The organism is Pseudomonas sp. FG36, assembly GCF_057809275.1.
The window spans coordinates 49,453-71,661 of record NZ_JBMDJQ010000008.1; the positions used below are offsets into that span (position 1 = coordinate 49,453).

The 22,209-nt window shown below is 61.5% G+C and carries 21 protein-coding genes and 1 pseudogene; 7 read left to right on the forward strand and 15 right to left on the reverse strand.

Features of this window, described 5'->3' with window-relative positions:
• Positions 1-64: 64 nt before the first annotated feature.
• Genes ACODS9_RS08735 through ACODS9_RS08745 form a run of 3 tightly spaced genes read right to left on the reverse strand, consistent with a single transcriptional unit; the run spans position 65 to position 4,169 of the window.
• Complete coding sequence (locus ACODS9_RS08735; protein WP_401110437.1) at positions 65-1,402, reverse strand: MFS transporter; 1,338 nt, start codon at positions 1,400-1,402, stop codon at positions 65-67.
• Positions 1,403-1,445: 43 nt separating this feature from the next.
• Positions 1,446-2,987, reverse strand: a complete 1,542-nt coding sequence (locus ACODS9_RS08740; RefSeq protein ID WP_401110435.1) for a class I adenylate-forming enzyme family protein — start codon at positions 2,985-2,987, stop codon at positions 1,446-1,448.
• Positions 2,988-2,990: 3 nt separating this feature from the next.
• Positions 2,991-4,169 (reverse strand): acetyl-CoA acetyltransferase, encoded by a 1,179-nt coding sequence (locus tag ACODS9_RS08745; protein ID WP_401110432.1) that lies wholly within the window; start codon positions 4,167-4,169, stop codon positions 2,991-2,993.
• Positions 4,170-4,309: 140 nt separating this feature from the next.
• On the opposite strand from ACODS9_RS08745, the gene ACODS9_RS08750 reads away from it, so the two are divergent.
• The 4 genes from ACODS9_RS08750 to ACODS9_RS08765 all read left to right on the forward strand — a co-directional run bounded on the left by ACODS9_RS08750 (position 4,310) and on the right by ACODS9_RS08765 (position 9,016).
• Positions 4,310-4,882 (forward strand): LuxR C-terminal-related transcriptional regulator, encoded by a 573-nt coding sequence (locus tag ACODS9_RS08750; protein WP_110605276.1) that lies wholly within the window; start codon positions 4,310-4,312, stop codon positions 4,880-4,882.
• A 92-nt stretch (positions 4,883-4,974) separates the two neighbouring features.
• Positions 4,975-5,475, forward strand: a complete 501-nt coding sequence (locus ACODS9_RS08755) for a sigma-70 family RNA polymerase sigma factor (protein ID WP_046855312.1) — start codon at positions 4,975-4,977, stop codon at positions 5,473-5,475.
• A 10-nt stretch (positions 5,476-5,485) separates the two neighbouring features.
• A complete protein-coding gene (locus ACODS9_RS08760; RefSeq protein ID WP_401110430.1) occupies positions 5,486-6,421 on the forward strand; it encodes a FecR domain-containing protein in 936 nt (311 codons plus the stop codon).
• Between the two features lie 111 nt (positions 6,422-6,532).
• Positions 6,533-9,016, forward strand: a complete 2,484-nt coding sequence (locus tag ACODS9_RS08765; RefSeq protein ID WP_401110427.1) for a TonB-dependent siderophore receptor — start codon at positions 6,533-6,535, stop codon at positions 9,014-9,016.
• Positions 9,017-9,119: 103 nt separating this feature from the next.
• On the opposite strand, the gene ACODS9_RS08770 is transcribed toward ACODS9_RS08765, so the two are convergent.
• The 3 genes from ACODS9_RS08770 to ACODS9_RS08780 all read right to left on the reverse strand — a co-directional run bounded on the left by ACODS9_RS08770 (position 9,120) and on the right by ACODS9_RS08780 (position 11,013).
• A complete protein-coding gene (locus ACODS9_RS08770; protein WP_489093718.1) occupies positions 9,120-10,049 on the reverse strand; it encodes an alpha/beta fold hydrolase in 930 nt (309 codons plus the stop codon).
• A 233-nt stretch (positions 10,050-10,282) separates the two neighbouring features.
• Positions 10,283-10,570: a DUF3077 domain-containing protein gene (locus ACODS9_RS08775; RefSeq protein WP_214501798.1), complete on the reverse strand. Its 288-nt coding sequence runs from the start codon at positions 10,568-10,570 to the stop codon at positions 10,283-10,285.
• Between the two features lie 185 nt (positions 10,571-10,755).
• Positions 10,756-11,013 carry a hypothetical protein gene (locus tag ACODS9_RS08780; RefSeq protein WP_110702331.1) on the reverse strand — a complete coding sequence of 86 codons (258 nt, stop codon included), beginning with the start codon at positions 11,011-11,013 and terminating at the stop codon, positions 10,756-10,758.
• 601 nt (positions 11,014-11,614) lie between these two features.
• On the opposite strand from ACODS9_RS08780, the gene ACODS9_RS08785 reads away from it, so the two are divergent.
• Entirely contained in the window at positions 11,615-11,857 is a 243-nt protein-coding gene (locus ACODS9_RS08785) for a hypothetical protein (RefSeq protein WP_401110421.1), read from the forward strand.
• Between the two features lie 106 nt (positions 11,858-11,963).
• On the opposite strand, the gene ACODS9_RS08790 is transcribed toward ACODS9_RS08785, so the two are convergent.
• Positions 11,964-12,254 (reverse strand): DUF3077 domain-containing protein, encoded by a 291-nt coding sequence (locus tag ACODS9_RS08790; RefSeq protein ID WP_489093771.1) that lies wholly within the window; start codon positions 12,252-12,254, stop codon positions 11,964-11,966.
• 290 nt (positions 12,255-12,544) lie between these two features.
• Positions 12,545-12,940, reverse strand: a complete 396-nt coding sequence (locus tag ACODS9_RS08795) for a RidA family protein (RefSeq protein ID WP_401110418.1) — start codon at positions 12,938-12,940, stop codon at positions 12,545-12,547.
• Positions 12,941-13,081: 141 nt separating this feature from the next.
• Between ACODS9_RS08795 and ACODS9_RS08800 the strand changes: the two genes are divergently transcribed.
• Positions 13,082-13,996 (forward strand): LysR family transcriptional regulator, encoded by a 915-nt coding sequence (locus ACODS9_RS08800; RefSeq protein WP_489093719.1) that lies wholly within the window; start codon positions 13,082-13,084, stop codon positions 13,994-13,996.
• Between the two features lie 379 nt (positions 13,997-14,375).
• Here ACODS9_RS08800 and ACODS9_RS08805 read toward each other — a convergent pair whose 3' ends face one another.
• Positions 14,376-15,197: a hypothetical protein gene (locus ACODS9_RS08805; protein ID WP_489093720.1), complete on the reverse strand. Its 822-nt coding sequence runs from the start codon at positions 15,195-15,197 to the stop codon at positions 14,376-14,378.
• A complete protein-coding gene (locus ACODS9_RS08810) occupies positions 15,194-15,967 on the reverse strand; it encodes a hypothetical protein (RefSeq protein ID WP_489093721.1) in 774 nt (257 codons plus the stop codon). The genes ACODS9_RS08805 and ACODS9_RS08810 overlap by 4 nt, the downstream gene beginning before the upstream one ends.
• A 442-nt stretch (positions 15,968-16,409) precedes the next feature.
• On the opposite strand from ACODS9_RS08810, the pseudogene ACODS9_RS08815 reads away from it, so the two are divergent.
• Positions 16,410-16,956 (forward strand): annotated as a pseudogene (locus tag ACODS9_RS08815) (GNAT family N-acetyltransferase).
• 255 nt (positions 16,957-17,211) lie between these two features.
• Here the strand turns inward: ACODS9_RS08815 and ACODS9_RS08820 are convergent.
• The 5 genes from ACODS9_RS08820 to ACODS9_RS08840 all read right to left on the reverse strand — a co-directional run bounded on the left by ACODS9_RS08820 (position 17,212) and on the right by ACODS9_RS08840 (position 22,116).
• Positions 17,212-18,462: a purine-cytosine permease family protein gene (locus ACODS9_RS08820; RefSeq protein WP_489093722.1), complete on the reverse strand. Its 1,251-nt coding sequence runs from the start codon at positions 18,460-18,462 to the stop codon at positions 17,212-17,214.
• 184 nt (positions 18,463-18,646) lie between these two features.
• Entirely contained in the window at positions 18,647-19,621 is a 975-nt protein-coding gene (locus ACODS9_RS08825) for a 5-oxoprolinase subunit C family protein (RefSeq protein ID WP_401110401.1), read from the reverse strand.
• Positions 19,618-20,490, reverse strand: a complete 873-nt coding sequence (locus ACODS9_RS08830; protein WP_046855296.1) for a 5-oxoprolinase subunit B family protein — start codon at positions 20,488-20,490, stop codon at positions 19,618-19,620. The genes ACODS9_RS08825 and ACODS9_RS08830 overlap by 4 nt, the downstream gene beginning before the upstream one ends.
• Positions 20,487-21,860, reverse strand: a complete 1,374-nt coding sequence (locus ACODS9_RS08835) for an acetyl-CoA carboxylase biotin carboxylase subunit (RefSeq protein WP_489093723.1) — start codon at positions 21,858-21,860, stop codon at positions 20,487-20,489. The genes ACODS9_RS08830 and ACODS9_RS08835 overlap by 4 nt, the downstream gene beginning before the upstream one ends.
• A 10-nt stretch (positions 21,861-21,870) precedes the next feature.
• The gene (locus ACODS9_RS08840) at positions 21,871-22,116 is read right to left on the reverse strand and encodes an acetyl-CoA carboxylase (RefSeq protein WP_023629552.1); all 246 of its coding nucleotides are present in this window, start codon (positions 22,114-22,116) and stop codon (positions 21,871-21,873) included.
• Between the last annotated feature and the right edge of the window lie 93 nt (positions 22,117-22,209).

The following is a 22,209-nucleotide window of genomic DNA, read 5'->3' on the forward strand; positions in this document are numbered from 1 at the left end:
GCGACTGTAACAGAATGCCGCCCCGCTCCGGAATTGGCGCTGCGCCTGATATCCCCGTGCTATATCAGGTCTGAGAATCCGCCAGTACCGTCCCCACCGGCGGTTCTTGCGTCGGTGCACGGTTGCAGGCCACGAAATCCTCCTGGCGCAGCACCACCAGCGCCACCAGCGACGCCACGCCGGTGCCCACGTAGAAGTACCACGGCGCGGTGATATCACCGGTCACCTTGATCAGCCAGGTGGAGATCAGCGGCGCGCTGCCGCCGAACACCGCCACCGGAATGTTGTAGGCCATGGCGATGCCGGTGGAGCGGATGCGCGTCGGCAGCAGCTCGCTCATCAGCGCGTAGGTCGACGACGCATACAGCCCGAACAGGATCGCCACCGCCATCAGCGGCCAGAACAGGGTCGCCGGTGTGGCGCCCGGCGCGGTCTTGAAGAACCAGTACATGGCCAGGGTCGCCAACGTGCCGATCACCATCAGGAACGGCTTGCGCCCGTAGCGATCGGTGAAGGCGCCGCCAAACGGCATCACCAGCGCCGCCGACAGGCTGGCGACGAACACATAGAGCAAGGTGGTGCCGCTGTCGAACTTCAGCGTGTTGGACATGTAGGTCGAGGCGAAAGTCAGCACCAGGTAGAAGATCGAGCTGTGCAAGGTGATGATGAAGAACACCAGGGCAATCGAGCGCTTCCACTGCCACACCTCGCGCAGCGGTGCCTTGGAGGTCTGCCCGGCCTCCACCAGGGCGAGGAACTCCGGGCTGTCCTCGAGCTTGAGGCGAATATACAGCGAGATGAAGCCCAGAGGGCCGGCAATCAGGAACGGAATCCGCCAGCCCCAGTCCTGCATCAGCTCGGCGCCCAGGGCCCAGGTCATGCCATTGGCCACCGCGCCGCCCAACAGCAACCCGAGCACCGCCGTGACCATCAGCCAGCAGGTGGCGAAGCCCCGACGGCCGGGGCCGGCGTATTCGGAGATGAAGCTGGTGATGGTGCCGATCTCGCCGCCGGCGGAGAAGCCCTGCACACAGCGGATCAGCACCAGCAGCACCGGCGCTGCGATGCCGATGCTGGCGTAGGTCGGCAGCAGGCCGAGCAGGAAGGTCGAGCCGGCCATCATCACCAGCACCGTGATCAGCGTGCGACGGCGGCCGATCTTGTCCGCCAGCGGGCCGAAGAACAGCCCGCCCAGCGGGCGGATGAAGAAGCTCAGGGCGAAGGCCGCGAAGCTCGCCAGCAGGCTGCTGGTAGGGTCGTCAGAGACAAAGAAGGCCTTGCCGATATACAAGGCCAGGAAGCCGTAGACGCCGTAGTCGTACCACTCGATCAGGTGGCCGGTGGTGGCGCCGATGAAAGCCCGGCGCCGCTGGCGCTGGGTGTTGGCGGGTGACATGCCCATGCGGGTAACTCCTGTCGTGTCGCTTTCCATGAAATGTCGCGGCTCAAGCGCTGCCGAGCGACCCGTCCGGGTCCTGCAGCCATTGGCGCAACTGGGTCTTGAGAATCTTGCCATAGCTGTTTTTTGGCAGCTCGGCGCAGAACAGGTACTTCTTCGGTTTCTTGAACGAGGCCATGCGCGCCAGGAACCACTGATTGAGTGCCTGGGAGTCGAGGCTGCCTGCCGTGCGCGGCACGACGAAGGCCACCACCGACTCGCCCCACTCGGGGTCGGCTTCGCCCACCACGCAGGCCTCGAACACTTCGGGGTGCTGGATCAGCACTTCCTCGACCTCGCGGGGGTAGATGTTGCTGCCCCCGGAAATGATCACGTCCTTGCTGCGGTCGGTCAGCGACAGGTAGCCCTGGCCGTCGAGAAAGCCGATATCGCCGGTGTGCAGCCAGCCATCCACCAGGGCCGCCACGGTGGCCTGGGGATTGTCCCAGTAACCCTGCATCACCACCGGGCCGCGCACGACAATCTCCCCTGCCTCGCCAGCCGCCGTCTCCCGGCCCGCGCCATCGACCACGCGCACCTCCACGCAGGCCTGGGCCCGACCAACGGAAGCGGCGATGGCCGGCCAGCCCGGGTTGCCACGGTCGGCGATGGCCTCGCGGGACAACGCGCTGATGGTCATCGGGCATTCGCCCTGGCCGTAGATCTGCACCAGGCGCGGGCCGAAGGTATCCAGGGCATCCACCAGGTCCGCCAGGTACATCGGGCCGCCGCCGTAGACGATGGTCTTGATGCCTTCGCCGGCATAGCCTTGCTGGCGCGCCTGCTCGACCATGCGCTTGACCATGGTCGGCGCGGCGAACAGGCTGACCTGCCCCAGCGATCGCGCCAGGGTGAACAGCTCCGGCGCCTGGAAGCCCCGGGACAGGGGCACCACGTGCCGGGCGCCGCAACGCACGTGGATGAAGTTGTAAAGCCCCGCGCCGTGGGACATCGGCGCGGCATAGACCACGGCGTCATCGGCGGCTACCGGGTCGACGTCCAGTGGATAGCACAGCGACATGGCGATCAGGTTGCCATGGGACAGCATCACCCCCTTGGAACGCCCGGTGGTGCCGGAGGTGTAGAACAGCCAGGCCAGGTCGCTGTCCAGGCGTGGGTGCGGCGCCTGCAGCTCATCGCTGGCCGGCAACCCCGGCATGCGCTGGACAGGCGTGGCCAGCTCGCGACAACTGTTCGGCAATGCCAGGTCGGCGAACAGCTGGCCCTCGTCGGTGAAGATCAGCCGCGCCCCGGCATTGCCGGCGATCCACGCGGCCTCCAGGGCGTGTAGTTTGTGGTTGATCGGCACCGCCACCGCCCCGCACCACCAGATCGCATAGAGCAGTTGCAGGTAGTCGCAGCTGTTCTTCATCAACAGCGCCACCCGCTCGCCCGGCTCGATGCCGTGCACGTGACGCAGCTCCAGCGCCCGTGCCCGCACCTGGGTGGCAAACATCCGGTAGTCGGCGATCTGCCGCATCCCCTCGAACAACGCCGGCCGCCCAGGCCAACGCTGGGCCGCATCCTGCAACCAATGGGCAATATTCATGGCTCAGACCCTGACGGCTTGCAGCACGCTGGCGTAGTTGGCCACCGCCATCCCGCCCATGTTGAACAGCAGGCCGAACTCGGCATTGGGCACGCCCAGGCCGATGGGCTTGCCGGTCAGCTGGGCGAAGCCCAGGGCATGCATCGACACCCCGGTGGCCCCCACCGGATGCCCCTTGGCCTTGAGCCCGCCGGACAGATTCACCGGCAAGCGCCCACCCTGGCGCACGATGCCGTCGTCCAAGGCGCGGTGCCCCTCGCCACGCGGCGCCAGGCCCATGGCTTCGTAGATCAGCAGTTCGGCGATGGTGAAGCAGTCGTGCACCTCGGCGAAACTCAGGTCGTTGAGGGTCACCCCCGCCTCGCGCAGCGCCCCGTGGATGGCCCGCTGCGGCCCCTCGAAGGCCAGCATGTCGCGGCGCGACAACGGCAGGAAGTCATTGACCTGGACCATCGAGCGGATCGCCACCTGGCGCCGCATCGAGCGGGCGCGGGCAGGCGAAGCCAGGATGATCGCCGCAGCACCATCGCTGATCAGCGAGCAGTCGGTCAGGCGCAGGGGCGCCGCGATCAGCGGGTTGCTCGGCGACACCTGGTTGCAATGCCCGAAGTCCATCACCCGGTGCATCTGCGCCAGCGGGTTGGCCATGGCATTGGCGTGGTTCTTCACCGCGATCGCCGCCATCGATGCCAGTGGGCTGTGGTAGCGCTCGGTGTATTGCTGGGCAACCTGGCCGAATAGCTGGGCAAAACTCAGGCCGGCCTCCTGCAAGGCGTTCTGGTAACCGGCACCGGCCAGCGCCCGGGTGACCTCGACCGTGCTGTTGCCAGTCATCTTCTCCGCGCCGACTACCAGCACCAGCTCGGCGGCGCCGCTGCGGATCGCGTTGATCCCGGCCTGGATCGCCGCCGAGCCCGAGGCGCAGGCGTTCTCGCAGCGGGTAGCGGGTTTGAAGCGCAGTTGCGGGTCGGCCTGCAGCATCAGCGAGGCGGGGAAGCCGTCGGCCACCAGGCCCGAGTTGAAATGGCCGAGAAACAGCGCGTCGATCTCGGCGGCGTCGATGCCTGCATCCTGCAAGGCATCACGGGTAACCTGGACGATCAGGTCTTCGAGGTTCAGGCCATCCAAACGACCGAAAGGGCTGTGCGCGGCGGCGACGATGGCGACGGAATCGTGGAACATGGTGTTTTCTTCTGTCCTTGAAGCGGGTATTGCATACAATGTGTCAGCACCCGAATCCCACGCTAGTTGGGGCAACTACGTACACGAGTAAGTAGTGAGCCTTACGGGGCATGACCATAAGCACCGAGGCAGGAAGCCTGATGACCGTACCCACCCACGCCTCCCCGGACCTCGAGCGCCTGGCGTTCCAGGTGTCACCCGCGCCGCAACTGATCACCGGCCACCGGCGCATGCTCGACTGCAACGAGGCCTTCGCCCGGCTGTTCGGCTACACCCGCGAGGAGCTGCGCGGGCACCTGACCCTGCTGCTCTACCCTTCCCAGGCCGACTACCAGAGCATTGGCGAGCGCAGCGAGCACTGGCTGCGCAACGGTCTGGGCGCTTTCTATTCGGACGAGCGTTTCATGCAGCACCGCAGCGGCGAGGTGTTCTGGGCCCGGGCCCAGGGTTTCACGCTGACGGCGGAGGATCCGTTCAAGCTGATGATCTGGCATTTCGAACGGCTCGACCGGCAGCCGGCGCCAGCGGTGCAACTGACGCCTCGGGAGCGGCAGATTTCGTCGCATATCGTGAACGGGCTGACCTGCAAGGAAGTGGCGCGGCAGTTGGGGATATCCCATCGGACGGTGGAGGTGCATCGGGCGCGGCTGATGAAAAAGTTGCAGGCCAAGAACAGTGCGGAGTTGGTGTCGAGGATAATTTTCATCAGTTGAGCTGGGTGCGACAGGCCCAGCCGGACCTTGCAATCCCCCCGCCACCCCGAGACAATGCGAGCAATTACCATTTACATCGTGGATTTCGCTCTATGTCGACGCTCGACCGCTCGGCGCTTCACCAGCTGTACTGCGAAAACAACGGCTGGCTGAAAAGCTGGCTGCGCGCACGCCTGGGCAATGCCGCCGATGCGTCCGACCTGGCCCACGATACCTTCCTGCGGGTGATGACTGCCCGCAACCAGGGCCCCATTCGCGAGGCGCGCAGCTACCTCAGCGCCATTGCCCGCGCGCTGCTGATCGACAAAGTCAGGCGCCGCGCCATCGAGCAGGCCTACCTGCAGGCCCTGGCCCTGCGCCCGGAGCCGGTCGAAGTGTCGCCGGAGACGCGCCTGTCGATCATCGAAATGCTGGTGGCGGTCGATGCACTGCTCGACGAGCTCGGCCCCAGGACCCGTGACATATTCCTCGCGGTGCAACTGGAAGGGCTGACCTACGCAGCAGTTGCCGAACGCTTCGATGTATCGATCACCACAGTCAAGAACCACCTGATCCGGGCCATGACCCGCTGCCTGCTGGTGGTCGACAATTGAGGGCCGGCCAGTGGACCTGAAAACCCTCGAGGCGGCCGCGACCTGGTACGTGCAACTCAATGACGGTGATGCCGACACAGCACGAACCCAGGCCTGGCGCGATTGGCTGGCCGCAAGCCCCGCGCATGCCGAAGCCTGGTCGCGGGTGGAGAAACTCCAACACCAGTGGTCAACGGTTCCACGCCAGGCTGCGCTGTCAGGCCTGGGCGCGGCCCAGGCGCAGCGCCGCGAGGTGCTCAAGGTGCTGGGCCTGCTACTGGCGGTCGGTGGCGGTACCTGGTTGGCCAGCGAACAGGTGCCCTATCGCGCCCTGCTCGCCCAGCAGCGCACCGGCAGCGGTGAACGGCGCTCGCTGCGCCTGGACGACGGCTCGCAGCTAGAGCTGAACGTCGACACCGCCCTCGACGTGCGCTTCGACGCCCAGGTGCGGGCGATCCAGTTGTATCGCGGCGAGATCCTGATCAGCACCGCCAGCGACGCCGCCCGCCGCCCGTTCATCGTGCACACCGACAACGGCAGCGTGCGTGCGCTGGGCACGCAGTTCAGCGTGCGCCAAACAGCGCAGCAGACACAGGTCGGCGTGTTGCAGTCCGCCGTCGAGATACGCCCGCAACGCCACCTCGACCAGGTGTTGCGCCTGGACGCCGGCCAGCAGGCCGGCTTTGACCGCGACGCGATCGGCCGCGCACAAGCCCTGCCCGCCGATTCCGCGGCCTGGGTCCAGGGCATGCTCAGCGTGAACGACTGGCGCCTGGGCGATTTCATCGCCGAACTGGGCCGCTACCGCCCCGGCGTGCTGCGTTGCGCGCCGTCCGTCCAAGGCATGCGCATTTCTGGCTCGTTCGCCATCGATGACACCGATATCGCCCTGGCGAACCTGCCGAAATCCCTGCCCGTGAGGGTGCGCTACCTGAGCCGTTACTGGGTCAACGTCGAACCTGCCTGAGCCCGGAGCCAAAAAAATTTTTCCGCAATCTTGCTGATTTCGATTCTCGTCCGTCCATGACACAAGCCGCGACGACAGCGACTTTCCGCCATGACACGCAAGGATCACCCAATGCCCCTGCTCCAGCCCAGCACCCGCCTGCGCCATGCCATCCACCGGTTCACCCTCGGCCTGTCCCTCGCCACCGCGCCTGGCCTGATGTTCGCGCCGGTCGACGCCCTGGCCATCAGCCAGACCGCCTACCACATCGCAGCCGGCCCCCTGGGCAACGCCATCACCCAGTTCGGCGTGCAGGCGGGGGTGACCATTTCGTTCGACACCGAGCAGACCCGCCATCTCTCCACCCCTGGGCTCGACGGCAGCTACAGCGTTGAGGAAGGCCTGCTGCGCCTGCTCGGCAGCAGCGGGCTGCAAGCCCAGCGCCAGGGCAATGGCGGCTATGTGCTGATCCCGGCTGACAATGGTCCCGCGATGGAGCTGGGGCCGTTGACCATCGACGCCAACCGCCTCGACGCCACCAGCGAGGGCACCCAGTCCTATGCAGCGCGGGCGGTGACCATCGGCAAAGGCGTGCACACCCTCAAGGAGACGCCGCAGTCGGTCACCGTCATGACCCGCAAGATGCTCGACGACCAGAACCTCAACACCCTGGAACAGGTGCTCGACAAAACTCCCGGCATCACCGTCTACGACTCGCCCATGGGCGGCAAGTACTTCTACTCGCGCGGTTTCAACCTCGACGGCCAGTACCAGTACGACGGCGTGCCGCTGGATGTGGGCGGCAACTATGTGCAGGCCAACAGCTTCTCCAGCGACATGGCCTTCTACGACCGGGTCGAGATCCTCAAGGGCGCGGCCGGCATGATGAAAGGTTCCGGTTCATCGGCAGGTGGCGTCAACTTCGTGCGCAAACGTGGCCAGGACAAGGCCCAGACCACACTGACCCTGTCCGCCGGCACCTGGGACAACTACCGCGGCCAGGTGGACGTGGGCGGCCCGCTGAACGAATCGGGTACCGTGCGCGGCCGCGCCGTGGCCACCCTGCAGGATCGCCAGTACTTCTACGACAACGCCAAGCGCCAGGACCAGGTGCTGTACGGCGCCCTGGACTGGGACGTGACGCCGGACACCACCCTGGGCGTCGGCCTGGCCTATGAAGACGTCGATGCCTCGCCCTGCTACCACGGCCTGCCCCGCTATGCTGATGGCAGCGACCTGAAGCTGTCGCGCTCCACCTGCCTGGGCGCCAGCTGGAACGACCAGCAAAGCCAGCGCACCACCGGTTTCGCCGACCTCAAGCACCGCTTCAACGACGACTGGAGCCTGAACTTCGCCTCGGTCTATACCCACAACAACCAGAACATCGAGTACGGCTACGCCGAGGGGGCGGTGCCGGTCGGTGCAGGCAGTGCCGCCATCGGCCGCTACGCCGGGCGATTCGACTACGACCAGGACGACTACGGCTTCGATAGCTACCTCGACGGCAAGTTCGAGGCGTTCGGTCTGCAGCACGAGGTGATCGTCGGCGCCAACGCCAGCCGCCAGCAGACCCACGACTACTTCGCCCTGAGGGGCCTGGGCGGCACCCAGAATCCGTTCGACCCGTCGTCGGCCTTCCCGCACCCGTCCAAGGACGCGTTCCTCGCCGCCCCCAGTCGTGGCGGCAGCGTTCCCACGGATTCCACCACCACCCAGTACGGCACCTACGCCACCCTGCGTCTGAAACTGGCCGAGCCGCTGACCCTGGTGCTCGGCACGCGGGTTAGCTGGTACCGCAACAAAAGCGATTCCTACACCCAGGCCTGGGACTACTGGGTGCACAACCGCAGCCAGGAAAACGGCCAGGTCACGCCCTTCGCCGCGGTGCTCTATGACCTCAACGATGAATGGACCGCCTACGCCAGCTACGCCGATATCTTCCAGCCGCAGAGCAACCTGGTGAACGCCCAGGGCCAGGCCCTGCAACCGAAGACCGGCGCCAACTACGAGCTGGGCATCAAGGGTGAACTGTTCGGCGGCGCACTCAACACCGCCTTCAACCTGTTCCGCACCATCGAGGAACACCGCGCCGAAACCGACTTCGTCGACACCTGCAAGGGCTCGGGCGACCAGTACTGCTACACCGACAGCGGCAAGGTGCGCGCCCAGGGCTTCGAGGCCGAGGTCAGCGGCTCGCCCATCGAGCGCCTGCAACTGCTGGCGGGCTACACCTACACCCAGACCAAGTACCTGAACACCATCAACCAGACCGAGCCGACCGAGCTCAACTTCACCTCCAGCTTCATCCCCCGGCACATGCTCAAGGTCTGGGGCGATTACCAACTCGCCGGCGCGCTTGACCGCTGGACCGTGGGTGCCGGGGTATCCAGCCAGAGCGAGAACTTCCGCCGCCAGGGCAACCTGAGCATCGAGCAAGCGGGCTACACGCTGTGGAGCGGTCGCGTGCAGTATCGCCTGGACGAACACTGGAGCCTGGCGCTGAACGGCAACAACCTGCTGGACAAGCGCTATTACTCGACTGTGGGGGCCACTGGCTGGGGTAACTACTACGGCGAGCCGCGCAACTTCATGGTGACGCTCAAGGGGAGTTTCTGATGGGTGTAGGGATGTAAGCGCCGGGCTTTTCAAGGTGTTCGCCACGAAGGCTTCTGTGCCTCGAGCGCCGCCCGCGAGGCGCTCGTTCTCATAGCCACTTACGTCATTGCCCGCGCTCTGCTCCCGGCTTGAGGAAAGCCGCAACAGCGCTGGCAAACCGCGCCGGTTGATCGAGCATGACGAAATGAAAACTGTCATCGATCCGGGTGAAATGGATATCAGGTGTCGAAGCATAGGCCCGACGGAACGTTGCATCGACGCTGGATGCAGGTACGCCGTAAAAAGCATCGTATGCATACACGACCTCAACCGGAGCACTAATACGACCAAGTTCAGGACGCAAGTCAGTGACCATTAACTCATACACCGCGTCGGCCACAGTCTTGCGATCAGAACTGATCCCCGCAGAAATCAGCCCTGGTCTTACCGCCTCGGTTTTGGCGAGTCGGGCGATGGATGCCCTCTGCATCGCTTCGTTCTGCTCCGGCGATGCTGCCAACAGCGAACTGCGCATCGCTGCAGCCTGCACGGTAGCGGTTTCGCTGGTGGCGGAAGGATCGATCAGCAACGTATAGAACGGCAACGCATCGACGATCATCAAGCGACCGACCTGATCGGGATGGCGAGCCCCCAGCATGAGTGCAACCTCTCCCCCTAGCGAGTGACCGATGATCACGGGTGCCTCGATATGCTGGGTGCGGATGTAATCAGCAATGGCCTCGGCCACTGGAGCGACCACTTTCCCTTCGCTATCGGACACCGCAGGCAAACCCGCGAAGCCTGCAAGCTGCACGAGGTGAAGGCGGTGGTTCTGGCGTAACCGAGTAGCAAGGTCAACCCATACCTCGCGGGACGATGCCAGCCCCGGAATCAGGATCACATCCCTGCCCGCGCCTTCGACCTGGACAGAGATACGCTGCTGGTCAGCGTGCCTTGTTGGCGGAGAAGGAGGTTGGCTGGGTGACGCCGATAGCGACGGCGACATCAACGACAAGGTGGTCCCGATTGTTGCGAGGATCATTGCAATACGCATCGGACTCCCCTCCTCATGCGATGTGCTGATTGTTTCATGGCCACTCCTTTGACTGATGAGAGCTAGTGTGGTGTTTTGCAAATACGATCAATAAATCGCCGTGAGTTATGGTCGTATTTGTGAAACACCACACTAGGCACTATACGGGCTTGTCGCCACGATAGGAGGTGTCAAGGACATTCGAGCACGGCCTGGGGGATGCGCTGCCCGCCCCCAGACCATCGGGCTCTGTTTCACACCTTCTTCAAAATCCCCATATGGGCATCATCCATCAATGCCTTGGCCATATCGCTCAGGTAGTGCGAGGCCCAGACCAGCACCGGTTCGTTGTCCATCACACCGATAAAGGAAGCCCGGCGGGCGCTATCGAGCAATACGGAAGCCTGCTCCATGGCGTAGTTCGCACAGTTGCCGGGCTCTACGCGGAACAGCCGCGTACCTTTGGTGGCGCCTTCCAGGCAGGTGCAGGTGCCGACGGTCCAGCCGAGCTGGCCGTGGTCTGCAGGGGTTTCGTTGTCCATTTGCGAAATCCTCGGGTGTCTTTGATGTAGCGGGATCGAAGACCGGGTTGCGTGCCGACGGTTTATGCATCGGATGCGTGGGAGCGGGCTTGCCCCGCGATGAGGCAAGTCCAGGTGATGACGGGAATCGCATCAGCAGTTTCACTGATCCGAGCGCCCACTCTCACCAGTCCGTGGCGGCTCTGTCAGTGCAGAGTGTATGACGGCGGTCGCGTACTCATGTGGAGCTGGGCAAGTGCCGACTCCAGCAATGTGCGGGTGGCGTCAAGCTCGTGCATCATCGTCAACATCACCAAAGTGGCCGGTGACTTCGGCAGGTGATTGAACGATTGATGGGCGACGGCCAGCGCGCACATGACGTACTCGGTGGCCTGGACCAGGGTGTCTTCAAGGAGATGGGGGGACTCGGTGGACGGTGGTGGATCCGGGACGATCTTCAACATGACTTCATACTCGACGCTCATGAATGATCAACCAGACACCCATTCACCTGCAGGAGGATGGGTGGCGGCTACGTGCGGGTCTGCAAGTCCGGGGAACATCGAGCGATGACCCGGCCGGCCCGAGGGCCACCCACACGTAGCCACCATTGAGCACAACCACTGGAAAACGCCAGCGACTCGAAGATGAGTACAGTTCGATGTTCAGACGGGCTTGCAGGCCCGGCCGTTGATTTGGCAACAACCCAGCGAGACTAGCCGCCACTTCGAGGGCGCAACAGTGGCCGAAGCATGCTTCGGAAACGGACTACTCGAAATAGGGAAAATCTTATTCTTGTCTGTAGGACGCGATACGAACTTGCTCCCTACCCCATTACCCAGCTATCCGAGAGACAGTTTGCATCTACCCCATCGCTAGTAGAACATCCTCTCTTTTGCACGAATGGACACGCGCATGAAGTTCGAGAGGACCACGCAGCACAGAACCGATGAAGGGATCGTCTTCAATCTCTCGCAAATTACCCTTATGGAAAAGAGGTTCATGGCTGGATTGGCCCGCAACGTTCTGGCGTGACGTTGGTCATCAAGGTCTGAGGAGCGGCACATGCCTTACATCATGCAAGCTGTCATCCTTCTGGTACTGGGAGCACTCCTTGTTCAGTTTCTGAGACCATCCCCCTTACGCAAGTGGCTGGGCGTGGCGCTGTTAGCCGCGGGCTTGGTCGGCATCTTCAAAGTCGACCAGCAACACGTGCTGGGCTTTGACCTGGAGCTGCTGGCGCTACTGGCTGTGCCGCTAGGCGTGGTGCTGTTCCTGACGCGGCGGCGACTCTCGGATATGGACTGATAGCCATTCCAAACTCTGGCGAGGAAAAATCCGCCCCCTTTTACTCAGGGGGCGTTTCTGACGGGCGCAAGTCGGGGCGGCCCTGCGCGCGCCTCCCCTGTCTGTGTCACACCTTCTTCAAAATCCCCATATGCGCATCATCCATCAATGCCTTGGCCATATCGCTCAGGTAGTGCGATGCCCAGACCAGCACCGGTTCGTTGTCCATCACACCGATGAAGGAAGCCCGGCGGGCGCTGTCGAGCAGCACGGAAGCCTGCTCCATGGCGTAATTCGCATAGTTACCAGACTCTACGCGGAACAGCCGCGTACCTTTGGTGGCGCCTTCCAGGCAGGTGCGGCGCGTCTTTAAGGAGAAGGAATTCGGCGGACAGTGAAAGATGGCAGCTACGTGCAGGCCTGCAAGACCGGGGCATTACGAGGCGAAAACCCGGCTGACCAAAAGGGCACCCGCACGCAGCCACCAAAAAGCGAGACCCACGACTCAACGCCGAGGCTCATGGTGAGCACCATCGTAATACCGCGCAGGCTTGCAGACCCGGCCGTTGATACGACCCAGCGAGACTAGCCGCCACTTCGGGGGCGCAACAGTGGTCAAAGCATGCTTCGGAAACAGACTACTCGAACTAGGGAAAATCTTATTCATGCCTGTAGGACGCGCTATGAACATGCTCCCCTACCTCATTACTATTGCGGCAGTTTCGCGATCACCTTGATCTCGAAATCGAAGCCGGACAGCCAGGTCACGCCGATAGCGGTCACCGTGGGATAAGGCGCCTCGCCCCAATACTCGGCTGCGACCTCCCAGATGGTTTCGAATGTCGAGTCGGGGTCGACCATGAAGATGGTCGTATCAACCACATCCTCGAAACTACCGCCGGCCTCGGCCAGGATCACGTTGAGGTTGGCAAAGGCCAGGCGAACCTGCGCCGCGAGGTCAGGCTCGGCCGAACCATCCTTGCGGCTGCCGACCTGACCGGATACGAACAGAAAACCATTGGAGCGAATCGCTGGCGAGTAGCGGTGCAACTCGTACAAAGCATGGCGATCTGGCGGGAAAACGACATCACGTTTGCTGGACATGGCCTACCTCGTTCTGGGCCATAGCGGCCCGCTGTTTACGGTGAGGCCACTATAAAAAACGCCACCTGCCTGGATAAACGGGCAGCGCTGGCCAGGACTGTTTGTATACTCCAAACAATCCAGGGGCGAACGAGGCGTGGAATGGACCGATTCGATGCAATGCAGGCGTTTGCCCGGGTGGTGGAGACCGGCAGTTTCACCAAGGCGGCCGCCACCCTGCACATGAGCAAGACCACCGTGACGCAGCTCATTCAGCAGCTGGAAGCAAGGTTGCGCGTGCGCCTGCTCAACCGCACCACACGCAAGGTCAATGTCACCGCCGACGGCGCGGCCTACTACGAACGCGTCGTCCGGTTACTGGCAGACATGGACGACGCCGAGACCAGCTTGTCCAGCGCGTCGATGGCGCCGCGCGGTCGGCTGCGGGTGGATGTACCCAGCCCGCTGGCGCGAATGCTGCTCATACCCGCCTTGCCGGGGTTCTTTGCACGTTATCCGGAAATCCAGCTGACGGTGGGCGTGAGCGATCGCATCGTCGACATCATTGGTGAAAACGTTGACTGCGTGGTGCGTGGCGGCGAGATCACCGACCAGTCCTTGGTGGCAAGGCATGTGGGCGATCTGAAACTCGGCATCTATGCCACGCCCGGCTATCTGCAGCGCTTCGGGACGCCGGTTCACCCCCTTGAGCTGGAGGAAGGCCAGCACAAAACCGTCGGCTTTCTCTGGTTTCGCACAGGCAAAACCTTGCCCTATGCGATGCACCGAGGTGATGAACGCTTGGAGGTCCAGGCGCGCCCGCAACTGACAGTCGATGACGGCAATGCGTACCTTGCCGCCGGCCTGGCTGGCCTCGGGATGCTCTGGCTGCCGCAGTACATGGCCAAACCGCACCTGATCAGCGGCGAACTGCTGCCGCTGTTCGAAGACTGGCACATGTCGCCGATGCCGATGTACCTGGCCTTCCCGCCGAATCGCCATGTCAGCGCCAAGGTGCGGGTGTTTATCGACTGGATAACCGAATTGATGGCCGAGCATGCGCCGGTGATTGGCTGAAACAGGTGCAAGGCCGCTCAAGGACCAGGCACTTCGAATTTCCGCTTTTGCCCGTTTTCTGACAGTGCGCTGGAGGCCAACTATGAGTCGTTAGCAGCATTTCGTGACTGGCCGCTTCCGACCCATAGCAGCCCTTCGCGAAAGGCAGCTAACGGCCAAGAGCAGCCTGTTGCAACCGGTCTGAACCAGGCAGCTCTCTTACAGCTCTGAGTTGACTGTTCAGGTTGGGCTCTAAAGCTGGGCGCTACTCACATCGGGGGAGACGTCGCTGCGACCTCGAAGACATCGCAGTTTCCCGCTGAGTGGGTGCGTTGGAAGTGCTCTTCTACTGGCGTAATTTCTCATTATTTCTGCCACTATCCAATTGAGCGGTACGGGTCTAATTACCTGATATCTTCAGATTTGCGCGAAAATCTATCGCTTCATTTTCAGCCTCTACGACGGGGTCTGCTATGACGAGATGATATGTAATATCTTTTCCCGGTGAATTAGGAATAGCAATTGTGCCGGAAGACTCAAAGCCCAATTCTATTTTTCCATCCATTGCAGAGTCCGCAATGGCGCCTGCAGGAAGATCAAATGATACGTTACCGAGTGCGCCAAGCATGCATTTCCCTTTTGCCTTTAGATCAGCAGGGACCTTAAGATCTAAAGCGTAAGGGAGAGCTGTTCCTTCCATTGCAAGAGGCTTGAAAGTTGCCGCCACCTTGGTGGGAGGTAATTTCATCTCGCACAAAATATTTGTCTTTCTACTGAGAATTTCTGCGTAAATTCTTGATTGAGCATCAGTGGCAATGCTGAGGGAGAGCGTAATCTCGCCTTTCCTTCCAGTCAGCGTCATATCTCGTAAATGAATCTTAGCCCTCGTATCTCTGGCTGGCTCAACCCAAGCCTTTCCGATGCCTCCCTCGTATTTTATGTTTCCGTCTGATGAGATGCCGGCGACAGTAATTGTATATTGAGGAGAGCTGATTTCTTTAAGCCATTTAGCAGGAACTTGATAATTAATACGGGCATGCAGATCGTGCGTTGTTATTAGCGCGCCAGGGGTTTCATTTCTAAGCTGCCGCTCAAGTGCATCTAGCTCTGTTCTTTTTTCGCCAACCCTCTGCTCGAGCTCTCGGACGTCTCTATTAATTGCGCAGCCAGTGGATGTGAGTACGATAGCGAAAAATAGCGAGTAGTGAAGTAGCTTTTTCATTTTAACACCCCGTAGACGTGCAGGCCTTTCCCCAAGAACAAATACTTGGATACGGTGAGCTCTCGCTTGCGCAAGGTTGAAGGGATATTTATATCAACAACCAGTGTTGCTTTTTCTTCTCGCTTCTTGCCTTCTATTAATAAACTTTTCCTGATTATTGACTCTGGAGTGCCAAGTGACAGCTCTTGGGATACTGGAAGCTCAATAATAGGCATGTTATCGGCCAACTTATTCGCCTCCACAGCGAGTAGAGATTTGATAATTTTCGCCTTGGTCAACTCAAATATCCACCATCTAACTTTTGGGGAGAAACCTAGGATTTTCATGCGGAGCGCTGGCTTGCCTGAAGGAGTGCTTTCCGGGACTAATATCACCCCTAAAGCAACATCCACATTAATAGATCCATTGGTTGCTGATGCGTCAACGCTTACAATGGGGGAGGCCCCTGCGTCCGCTATGCGGACGCTCTTTATGTTTATTTTAATGTCTGGATTGTCCGGCACTGGAAATGAGTAGTTATCAACTCTGGCTAGAGCCTGGTTGATGGCACTGTATGAAAAAAACAAATAAATGTCTCCCGGCGGCGGGACTTTACCGGTGCGGATGTCGTTTAATGTGGCTTGGGTGGCAGTCGATACACTATTAAGCACATTTAGCTGCCCTTCAAGCTCTTGTTTTTTTGTAGATTGACAGCCGCTGACAAGCAAAAGTGCTAATACTACTAATATAGCTCGAGATTTTTTAGCTCTCGAAATGCATGAAATTTTCATGTTTATTCCTTGTGGACGTTATCTGCAAATAAGATTAGTGCGTACTCCTCGCTAATCAAGACGACCGAGGTGCCGTTCGAAAAAATAGTTGATATGTAGCTTTTTGCTACTACCAATAAACTAGCTCCTTTGATGGAGCAGCCGATCGGACTCACTGATCGCCAGCAATACGTGGGTTCGCAAACAGTTGACTGTTTTATTTGGAGATAACGGTCTCAGTGGGTGCAATCGGCCGCTTCCTGCCAATCCAGAACGACCGCTATTGGCCGTTAGCTGACACCCAATGAATACCGCTATAGGTCGAAAACAGTCGCTGAAGACTGACCGCTATCGACCCATAGCCGCCCTTGGCGGAGGGCAGATCACGGCCCAGAACCGGTCGACACAAACCAACCCGGTACAGATAATCAACGTCTCACAGGGATGCCCAGGAACGAATGTCATGGACTGTCTTGCGACGCTTGTCACTGATCGGCTGGTTCTCACCCCCCCTCCAGTTAGAGGATTCGCCCATCATTCAGGAGCTGTTCCCCTGCTGGGAGGTGGTTCGCTACCTGGACAGTCGTGTCCCATGGCCGTATCCAGAAGACGGGGCGCTGATCTATGTCCGAGATATCGCCCTGCCTGCCATGGCAGCAGGTCGTGAATGGCACTGGATGATCCGCATGCGCGACGATGCCAGCTGCACCCTGGGAAGCATCAGTTTGTATGATCAGCCTGGAAACAACAGAGGCTTCTGGCTCGCCCCACAGTGGTGGGGAAAGGGCTACATGCGCGAGGCATGCCGGATCATCAATGCCTATTGGTTCGAGACACTGTCGCGTCCGGTCATGCAGGTTCCCAAAGCTGTTGCCAACGACGCATCTCGCAGGGTCTCGGAACATGAGGGTATGCGTTTGGTAGACGTGCGGCCAGGAGATTTCGTATCTGGACGGATGGAGGTCGAAGTATGGGAGATGACTCGTGCTGACTGGTTAGGCTCTGTATGAAAAGCCTTGATACTCGGTGATGCTGCGTTGAAAACAGCCTCGGAATGCTCATTTACAACCCGTAAACTCCGCTTCCTCGGCTGTTTTCGCCTTGCCTGACCTTCGTCTCAAGACTTTTCATACAGACCCTAGAAAGGTCGACTGCCAGTCGCTAGTTTTTTCACGATTGCGTCCGCTCCTCGCCTGCTTTCGAATTGCCTGACCGCCGCTCGGCGACTTTCCGTACCCCCCCCCCGGAGGTGTAACGGCTAAAACTTACTGAATCGACTGCGATAGTACCCGGCTTCGTCTGGACAAACCTGCTTGCAAGGCGAACGCAATCATTACAGTCGATGGTGCAGAAAAGCTGCCCAGCCCGCCACCGGCAAACATCAAGGCCAGCCCCGAAGCGGTGGCGCCAAACCAGGCCGTCAAGCCGACAGCATTCCATGCGCGCTCCCCGCCGAGCGCAACCACGTCAAGACGACCCAAAAGAATCTGCGCTAATGCCACGCCGACCCAAGCCACTACAAAGATGCCTTGGTAGGCCAACGCCTTGAGCAAGTATGCGAATACATCCGCGAGCATCAGGCCATACACGATCAGCCCAACCGCCAGCGCCCACAGCAGGTACGAACCACGCAGGCCGAAACGGGAAAAGAACGCCTGCATGTTCAAGGTCGCCAGGTAGTAATTGGCCGTGTTGATCCGGGTTTGCGTGGCCCAGACGAACAACAGCCCCCACAGCCCCATCAACTGCAGGATCGCCATGACCACCGACACTTCGTTCAGCGCGCCTTCGTGGGGAATGCTGCTGACCAGATAGATGCCCGCCGCGCCATTGAGCAGGAAAGTCACCATGTAGAACGGCATGCCGAAGTTCCAGCGACCATGGTACTCAGCGTCCTCAGGTTTGCCGAAACGCGCGTAATCGAAGGTGAACAGCATCAGGATCCAGACCCCCATGTAGGCCACGAAACAGTCCCACCAGCCCAATGCAGCGGGAATCGCCGGGCCAAAGTCCAGCCATTGCGGCTGGTAGCCATAACGACTGATCGACAACCCCACCGCCGCCAGCAGACCGCCGAGGTACACCGGCAGCAGTACACCGTTGAGCTTGTCCAGCCAATGCTGAACGCTGCCCAGCACCATCGGCACGCTGTACAGCACCACCAGCAATGCAGCCAGCGGATACGCCAACTGTGGATACAGGTGATTGAGCGCCACGGCGATCACCGAACCCTCGAAAACCGCGTAGTAAATGGCCGTGGAAAAGAAGATCAGCGTCGCCAGGCACGCACCGGTGCTACCGAACAGCAGCCGCGAAAACAGGGCCACCGACAAGCCGCTGCGCATAGCGAAGCGACTGAGCACGCTGTTGACCAGGCCATAGCTGATCACCGACAACAGCATGCCGATCAACGCATTGCGCGCGCCGTAGGACAGCGCCAGGGAAGCGCCGACCACGATATAGAACATTGCACTGCACACCGCCCACCAGGCCATGGTCAACGACAGTCGCCCCATGCGCGCGTCGGTCGGAACGGGGTGATTGGCCGGGTCCTTTCCGGTTTGACTCGATTGCGATAAAGCAGCCATATGCGTGAACTCCAGAGCCAGTCAGAGGTTGAAGCGCGGGCAGCCGCCCCCGCACCGAGGGGCGGCGTTGGCTAGCCTTTTTTGGCTTTACCCGCGCAGTGCGGCGGGCAGATCAGGAAGGGAACAGCTTGCTCAGACAGCTGAGTTTTTTCTTGTAGGAACGTCGGGCTTGCAGCGCCTCTTCCAGAGTCACCGCGACGAAGCGGGCCTTCTGGTTGGGTTGCATCTGGCCGACCAGATCGAGGTCGGCGCTGATCACCGTGCCGATCATCGCGTAGCCGCCACCGGACACTGCATCACGGTGCAGAATGATGGGCTCGAGCCCTGCCGGCACCTGGATAGAGCCGATCGGGTAGCAGCTGTCAACGATGTTCGAAGGGTCGGAGCCGGCGCCGAACGGCTGCTCGCGAGGCTGGAAGCTCAGCGGGCTGCCACCCTTGAAGCGATAGCCGATGCGATCTGCCTCCGAGCCGACGGTCCAGGCTTCGGCGAAAAAGCTGTCCGCCGCCGCCAGGGTCAAGCGATCGTAGTACAGCCCCGGCACCACCCGCAGGGTGACCTCCCCTCCCAGCGACTGTCGCAACGCCATGGGCAGACTCGCCCCGACGCGCCCCTTGCCGCTGGCGGCGCCTATCGGCAGTTCATCGCCAATCACCAGCCTGCGCCCCTGAAAACCACCCAGCGCCCCTAGCGCGTAGGTGGAACGACTGCCGAGCACCACCGGTACATCGATACCGCCGGCCACCGCCAGATAAGCCCGCGCGCCAGCCTTGGGAAAATCGAAACGCAGCACTTGTCCGGCCTTCACTTCGAAGGCGGTGTCCAAGTGCATGTCCACGCCATCGACTTTCGGCGTCATCTGCGCACCACAGACCGCCACCAGGGCGTCCTGCTGAAACTCCAGCTCCGGCCCCAGCAAGGTGCACTCCAGCGCCGCCGAATTGGCCGGATTGCCCACCAACTGGTTGGCCGCGCTCAGGGCGTACTGATCCAGCGCCCCGGAAGGTGGTATCCCCAGATGGTAGTAGCCCTCGCGGCCGAGGTCCTGCACTGAGGTGGCCAGGCCTGGTTTGAGTACCTTGATCATGCCAGCACCTCCTGCAGCGACTTGGGATAGCCGATCGGGTCGGCGAGGAACGCATCGAGCGAGAACTCCACTGGACGGATGCGCAGATCGAAGCGTCCGGCTTCGACCTCGGCCACGGCGTGGTCATAGGCATCGCGGTCCATCGACTTGAACTGCACGATGTCGCCGGGACGGAAGAACACCATGTGTTCCTTGAGGTACCCCAGGTTCTGCTGCGGGTCGTAGATCGGTGCCGGAGTGACGCCAAACATCTGGTAGCCACCGGCGCCACGTACCGAGTAGATGCAACCGAAGCAGCCGCCATGGCCCAGGGTCAATTTCGGCGTGTCGGTACGGGGTCGCAGGTACTTGGGTACCTGCAACTGGCGTTCGCGCTCGACCATCTGGAACATGAACGGCAGGCCCGCGACGAAGCCCACCATCGAAACGAACCACGGCGCGCCACTGTGGGCGGCGATGAACGCCTCGACGTCGGCCAGGCCGTTGATGCGCGCGGCGTACTCCAGGTCCGTGGCGTTCGGGTCCTGGTGGCGGTCGCGAAAACGCATCAGGGTTTCGTGGGTCCACGGATCGTTGTAGAGCACCGGGATTTCGATGATCCGGGTGTGCAGGGTGCGCTCGGCCACGGCCTCGGCTTCGGCGCCCTTCACCGCTTCGAGCAGATCGGCCGGGGCGATGCGGTCCGGGTCGAAACGGATCTGGAACGAGGCGTTGGCCAGGCACACGTCGAGCACGCCATCGAGGGCCAGGCGCTCCACCGCACGGGTGACGGCCATGCCCTTGAAGAAGGCTTCAAGGGACATGCTGTCGCTGACTTCGGCAAACAGATGTTCGTCGGCGCCAAAGCTGTAGCGAATCGGACTGCTCATGCTGCACCTCCGCTGCGGCGCTCGGCCAGCCAGGTTTCCAAAGTGCCGGTGTGGAAGTCGGCGGTGTGCAGCCAGGGTTGCTCCAGCAACTCGCCGTGCAGAGACAAGGTGCTGGCCATGCCCGTGAGCGTGGTCTGCTCCACGGCCAGTCGCGCGCGGGCCAGGGCCTCGGCGCGATCGCTGCCATGGACGATCAACTTGGCCAGCAGCGAGTCATAGTATGGCGGTACCCGGTAGCCTTCATACAGATGGCTGTCGACGCGCACGCCCTCGCCTTCCGGCCAGTTCAGCGCTTGCACAAGACCCGGGCTTGGGAAGAAATCCCGCGCCGGGTCTTCGGCGTTCAGGCGCATTTGCAGGGCCGCGCCGTTGAGCCGGATATCGCTTTGCTTGAGGCCCAGCGGTTCGCCGCCGGCGATGCGCAACATGGCCTGAACCAGATCGATGCCGGTGATCAGCTCGCTGACCGGGTGTTCCACCTGGATCCGCGTGTTCATCTCGATGAAGAAAAACTCTCCGGTGGCGTCGTCGTACAGATACTCAAGGGTGCCCGCGCCCTGATAGCCCAGGGCCTCGGTCAGGCGCACGGCACTCGCGCAGAGGGTCTCGCGCTGCTGCGCATCGAGGACCGGCGACGGCGCTTCTTCGAAGATCTTCTGCCGGCGGCGTTGCAGCGAACATTCCCGTTCGAACAGGTGCACCGCATGCTTGCCATCGCCCAGCACCTGCACTTCGATGTGCCGGGCCTTGCCAATAAAGCGCTCCAGATACACCGCGCCATTGCCAAAGGCGGCCTGGGCTTCGCGCTGGGAACGGGGGAATTCTTCGCTCAGTTGCTGCGGGTTTTCCGCCAGGCGAATGCCACGCCCACCGCCACCGGCCGAGGCCTTGATCAGCAGCGGGAAGCCGACGGATTCGGCGGCTTTGAGCGCCGACTCCACATCGAACAGTTCATCCGGGGAGCCGGGCACAACCGGCACACCCGCGGCTTGCGCAGTGCGCCGGGCTTCGGCCTTGTCGCCCATGCGCCGGATGGTCTCGGGGCTTGGTCCGACGAAAATCGCCCCGGCGGCTTGCACCGCTTCGGCAAATTCGGCGTTCTCCGAGAGAAAGCCGTAGCCTGGGTGCACCGCGTTGGCGCCGGTGGCCTTCAGGGCACCGAGCAGCGCTTCGACATTGAGGTAGCTCTTGTCGGCGCGGGCCGGGCCGAGGATGTGCACTTCGTCGGCCATGCGTGCGGCCAGGGAATCGACGTCTGCTTCGCTGCACGCCGCCACGGTTGGAATACCCAGCGCTTGCGCGGCGCGGATGATCCGCACGGCAATCTCGCCGCGGTTGGCGATCAGCAGTTTACCAATGCCTTGAGTCATGGTCGTGCCCTCACGCGTCTTCGAGTGTGGCGATGACCTGACCCGGCTCCACCGGATCACCGTCTTCGACCAGAAACGCGTCCAGACGCCCTGCCGTACCCGCGGTCAGTTCGGAAAACTGCTTCATGACCTCGATCAGGCCAATCACCGTGTCGGCGCTGACGTTGGCACCGGCCTCGACGTAGTTCGGCGATTCCGGGGTGGCCTTGCGGTAGAAAGTCCCCGGCAACGGGGTGATGACTGTGTGCTGCGCCATGTCTGTTCCTCTTGGAATAGTTGTAGAAAGGCAGGCAAAAAATCTGTGTGTCGAGTAAGCCCTGGCGTCTGCGTGCCAGGTGTCTTCGGTTGC

Excerpts from the sequence above, each read along its gene's own strand:
- ACODS9_RS08735 (WP_401110437.1), bottom strand. The coding sequence starts at position 1,402 with ATGGGCATGTCACCCGCCAACACCCAGCGCCAGCGGCGCCGGGCTTTC.
- ACODS9_RS08740 (WP_401110435.1), bottom strand. The coding sequence starts at position 2,987 with ATGAATATTGCCCATTGGTTGCAGGATGCGGCCCAGCGTTGGCCTGGG.
- ACODS9_RS08745 (WP_401110432.1), bottom strand. The coding sequence starts at position 4,169 with ATGTTCCACGATTCCGTCGCCATCGTCGCCGCCGCGCACAGCCCTTTC.
- ACODS9_RS08750 (WP_110605276.1), top strand. The coding sequence starts at position 4,310 with ATGACCGTACCCACCCACGCCTCCCCGGACCTCGAGCGCCTGGCGTTC.
- ACODS9_RS08755 (WP_046855312.1), top strand. The coding sequence starts at position 4,975 with ATGTCGACGCTCGACCGCTCGGCGCTTCACCAGCTGTACTGCGAAAAC.
- ACODS9_RS08765 (WP_401110427.1), top strand. The coding sequence starts at position 6,533 with ATGCCCCTGCTCCAGCCCAGCACCCGCCTGCGCCATGCCATCCACCGG.
- ACODS9_RS08770 (WP_489093718.1), bottom strand. The coding sequence starts at position 10,049 with ATGCGTATTGCAATGATCCTCGCAACAATCGGGACCACCTTGTCGTTG.
- ACODS9_RS08775 (WP_214501798.1), bottom strand. The coding sequence starts at position 10,570 with ATGGACAACGAAACCCCTGCAGACCACGGCCAGCTCGGCTGGACCGTC.
- ACODS9_RS08780 (WP_110702331.1), bottom strand. The coding sequence starts at position 11,013 with ATGTTGAAGATCGTCCCGGATCCACCACCGTCCACCGAGTCCCCCCAT.
- ACODS9_RS08785 (WP_401110421.1), top strand. The coding sequence starts at position 11,615 with ATGCCTTACATCATGCAAGCTGTCATCCTTCTGGTACTGGGAGCACTC.
- ACODS9_RS08795 (WP_401110418.1), bottom strand. The coding sequence starts at position 12,940 with ATGTCCAGCAAACGTGATGTCGTTTTCCCGCCAGATCGCCATGCTTTG.
- ACODS9_RS08800 (WP_489093719.1), top strand. The coding sequence starts at position 13,082 with ATGGACCGATTCGATGCAATGCAGGCGTTTGCCCGGGTGGTGGAGACC.
- ACODS9_RS08805 (WP_489093720.1), bottom strand. The coding sequence starts at position 15,197 with ATGAAAAAGCTACTTCACTACTCGCTATTTTTCGCTATCGTACTCACA.
- ACODS9_RS08810 (WP_489093721.1), bottom strand. The coding sequence starts at position 15,967 with ATGAAAATTTCATGCATTTCGAGAGCTAAAAAATCTCGAGCTATATTA.
- ACODS9_RS08820 (WP_489093722.1), bottom strand. The coding sequence starts at position 18,462 with ATGGGGCGACTGTCGTTGACCATGGCCTGGTGGGCGGTGTGCAGTGCA.
- ACODS9_RS08825 (WP_401110401.1), bottom strand. The coding sequence starts at position 19,621 with ATGATCAAGGTACTCAAACCAGGCCTGGCCACCTCAGTGCAGGACCTC.
- ACODS9_RS08830 (WP_046855296.1), bottom strand. The coding sequence starts at position 20,490 with ATGAGCAGTCCGATTCGCTACAGCTTTGGCGCCGACGAACATCTGTTT.
- ACODS9_RS08835 (WP_489093723.1), bottom strand. The coding sequence starts at position 21,860 with ATGACTCAAGGCATTGGTAAACTGCTGATCGCCAACCGCGGCGAGATT.
- ACODS9_RS08840 (WP_023629552.1), bottom strand. The coding sequence starts at position 22,116 with ATGGCGCAGCACACAGTCATCACCCCGTTGCCGGGGACTTTCTACCGC.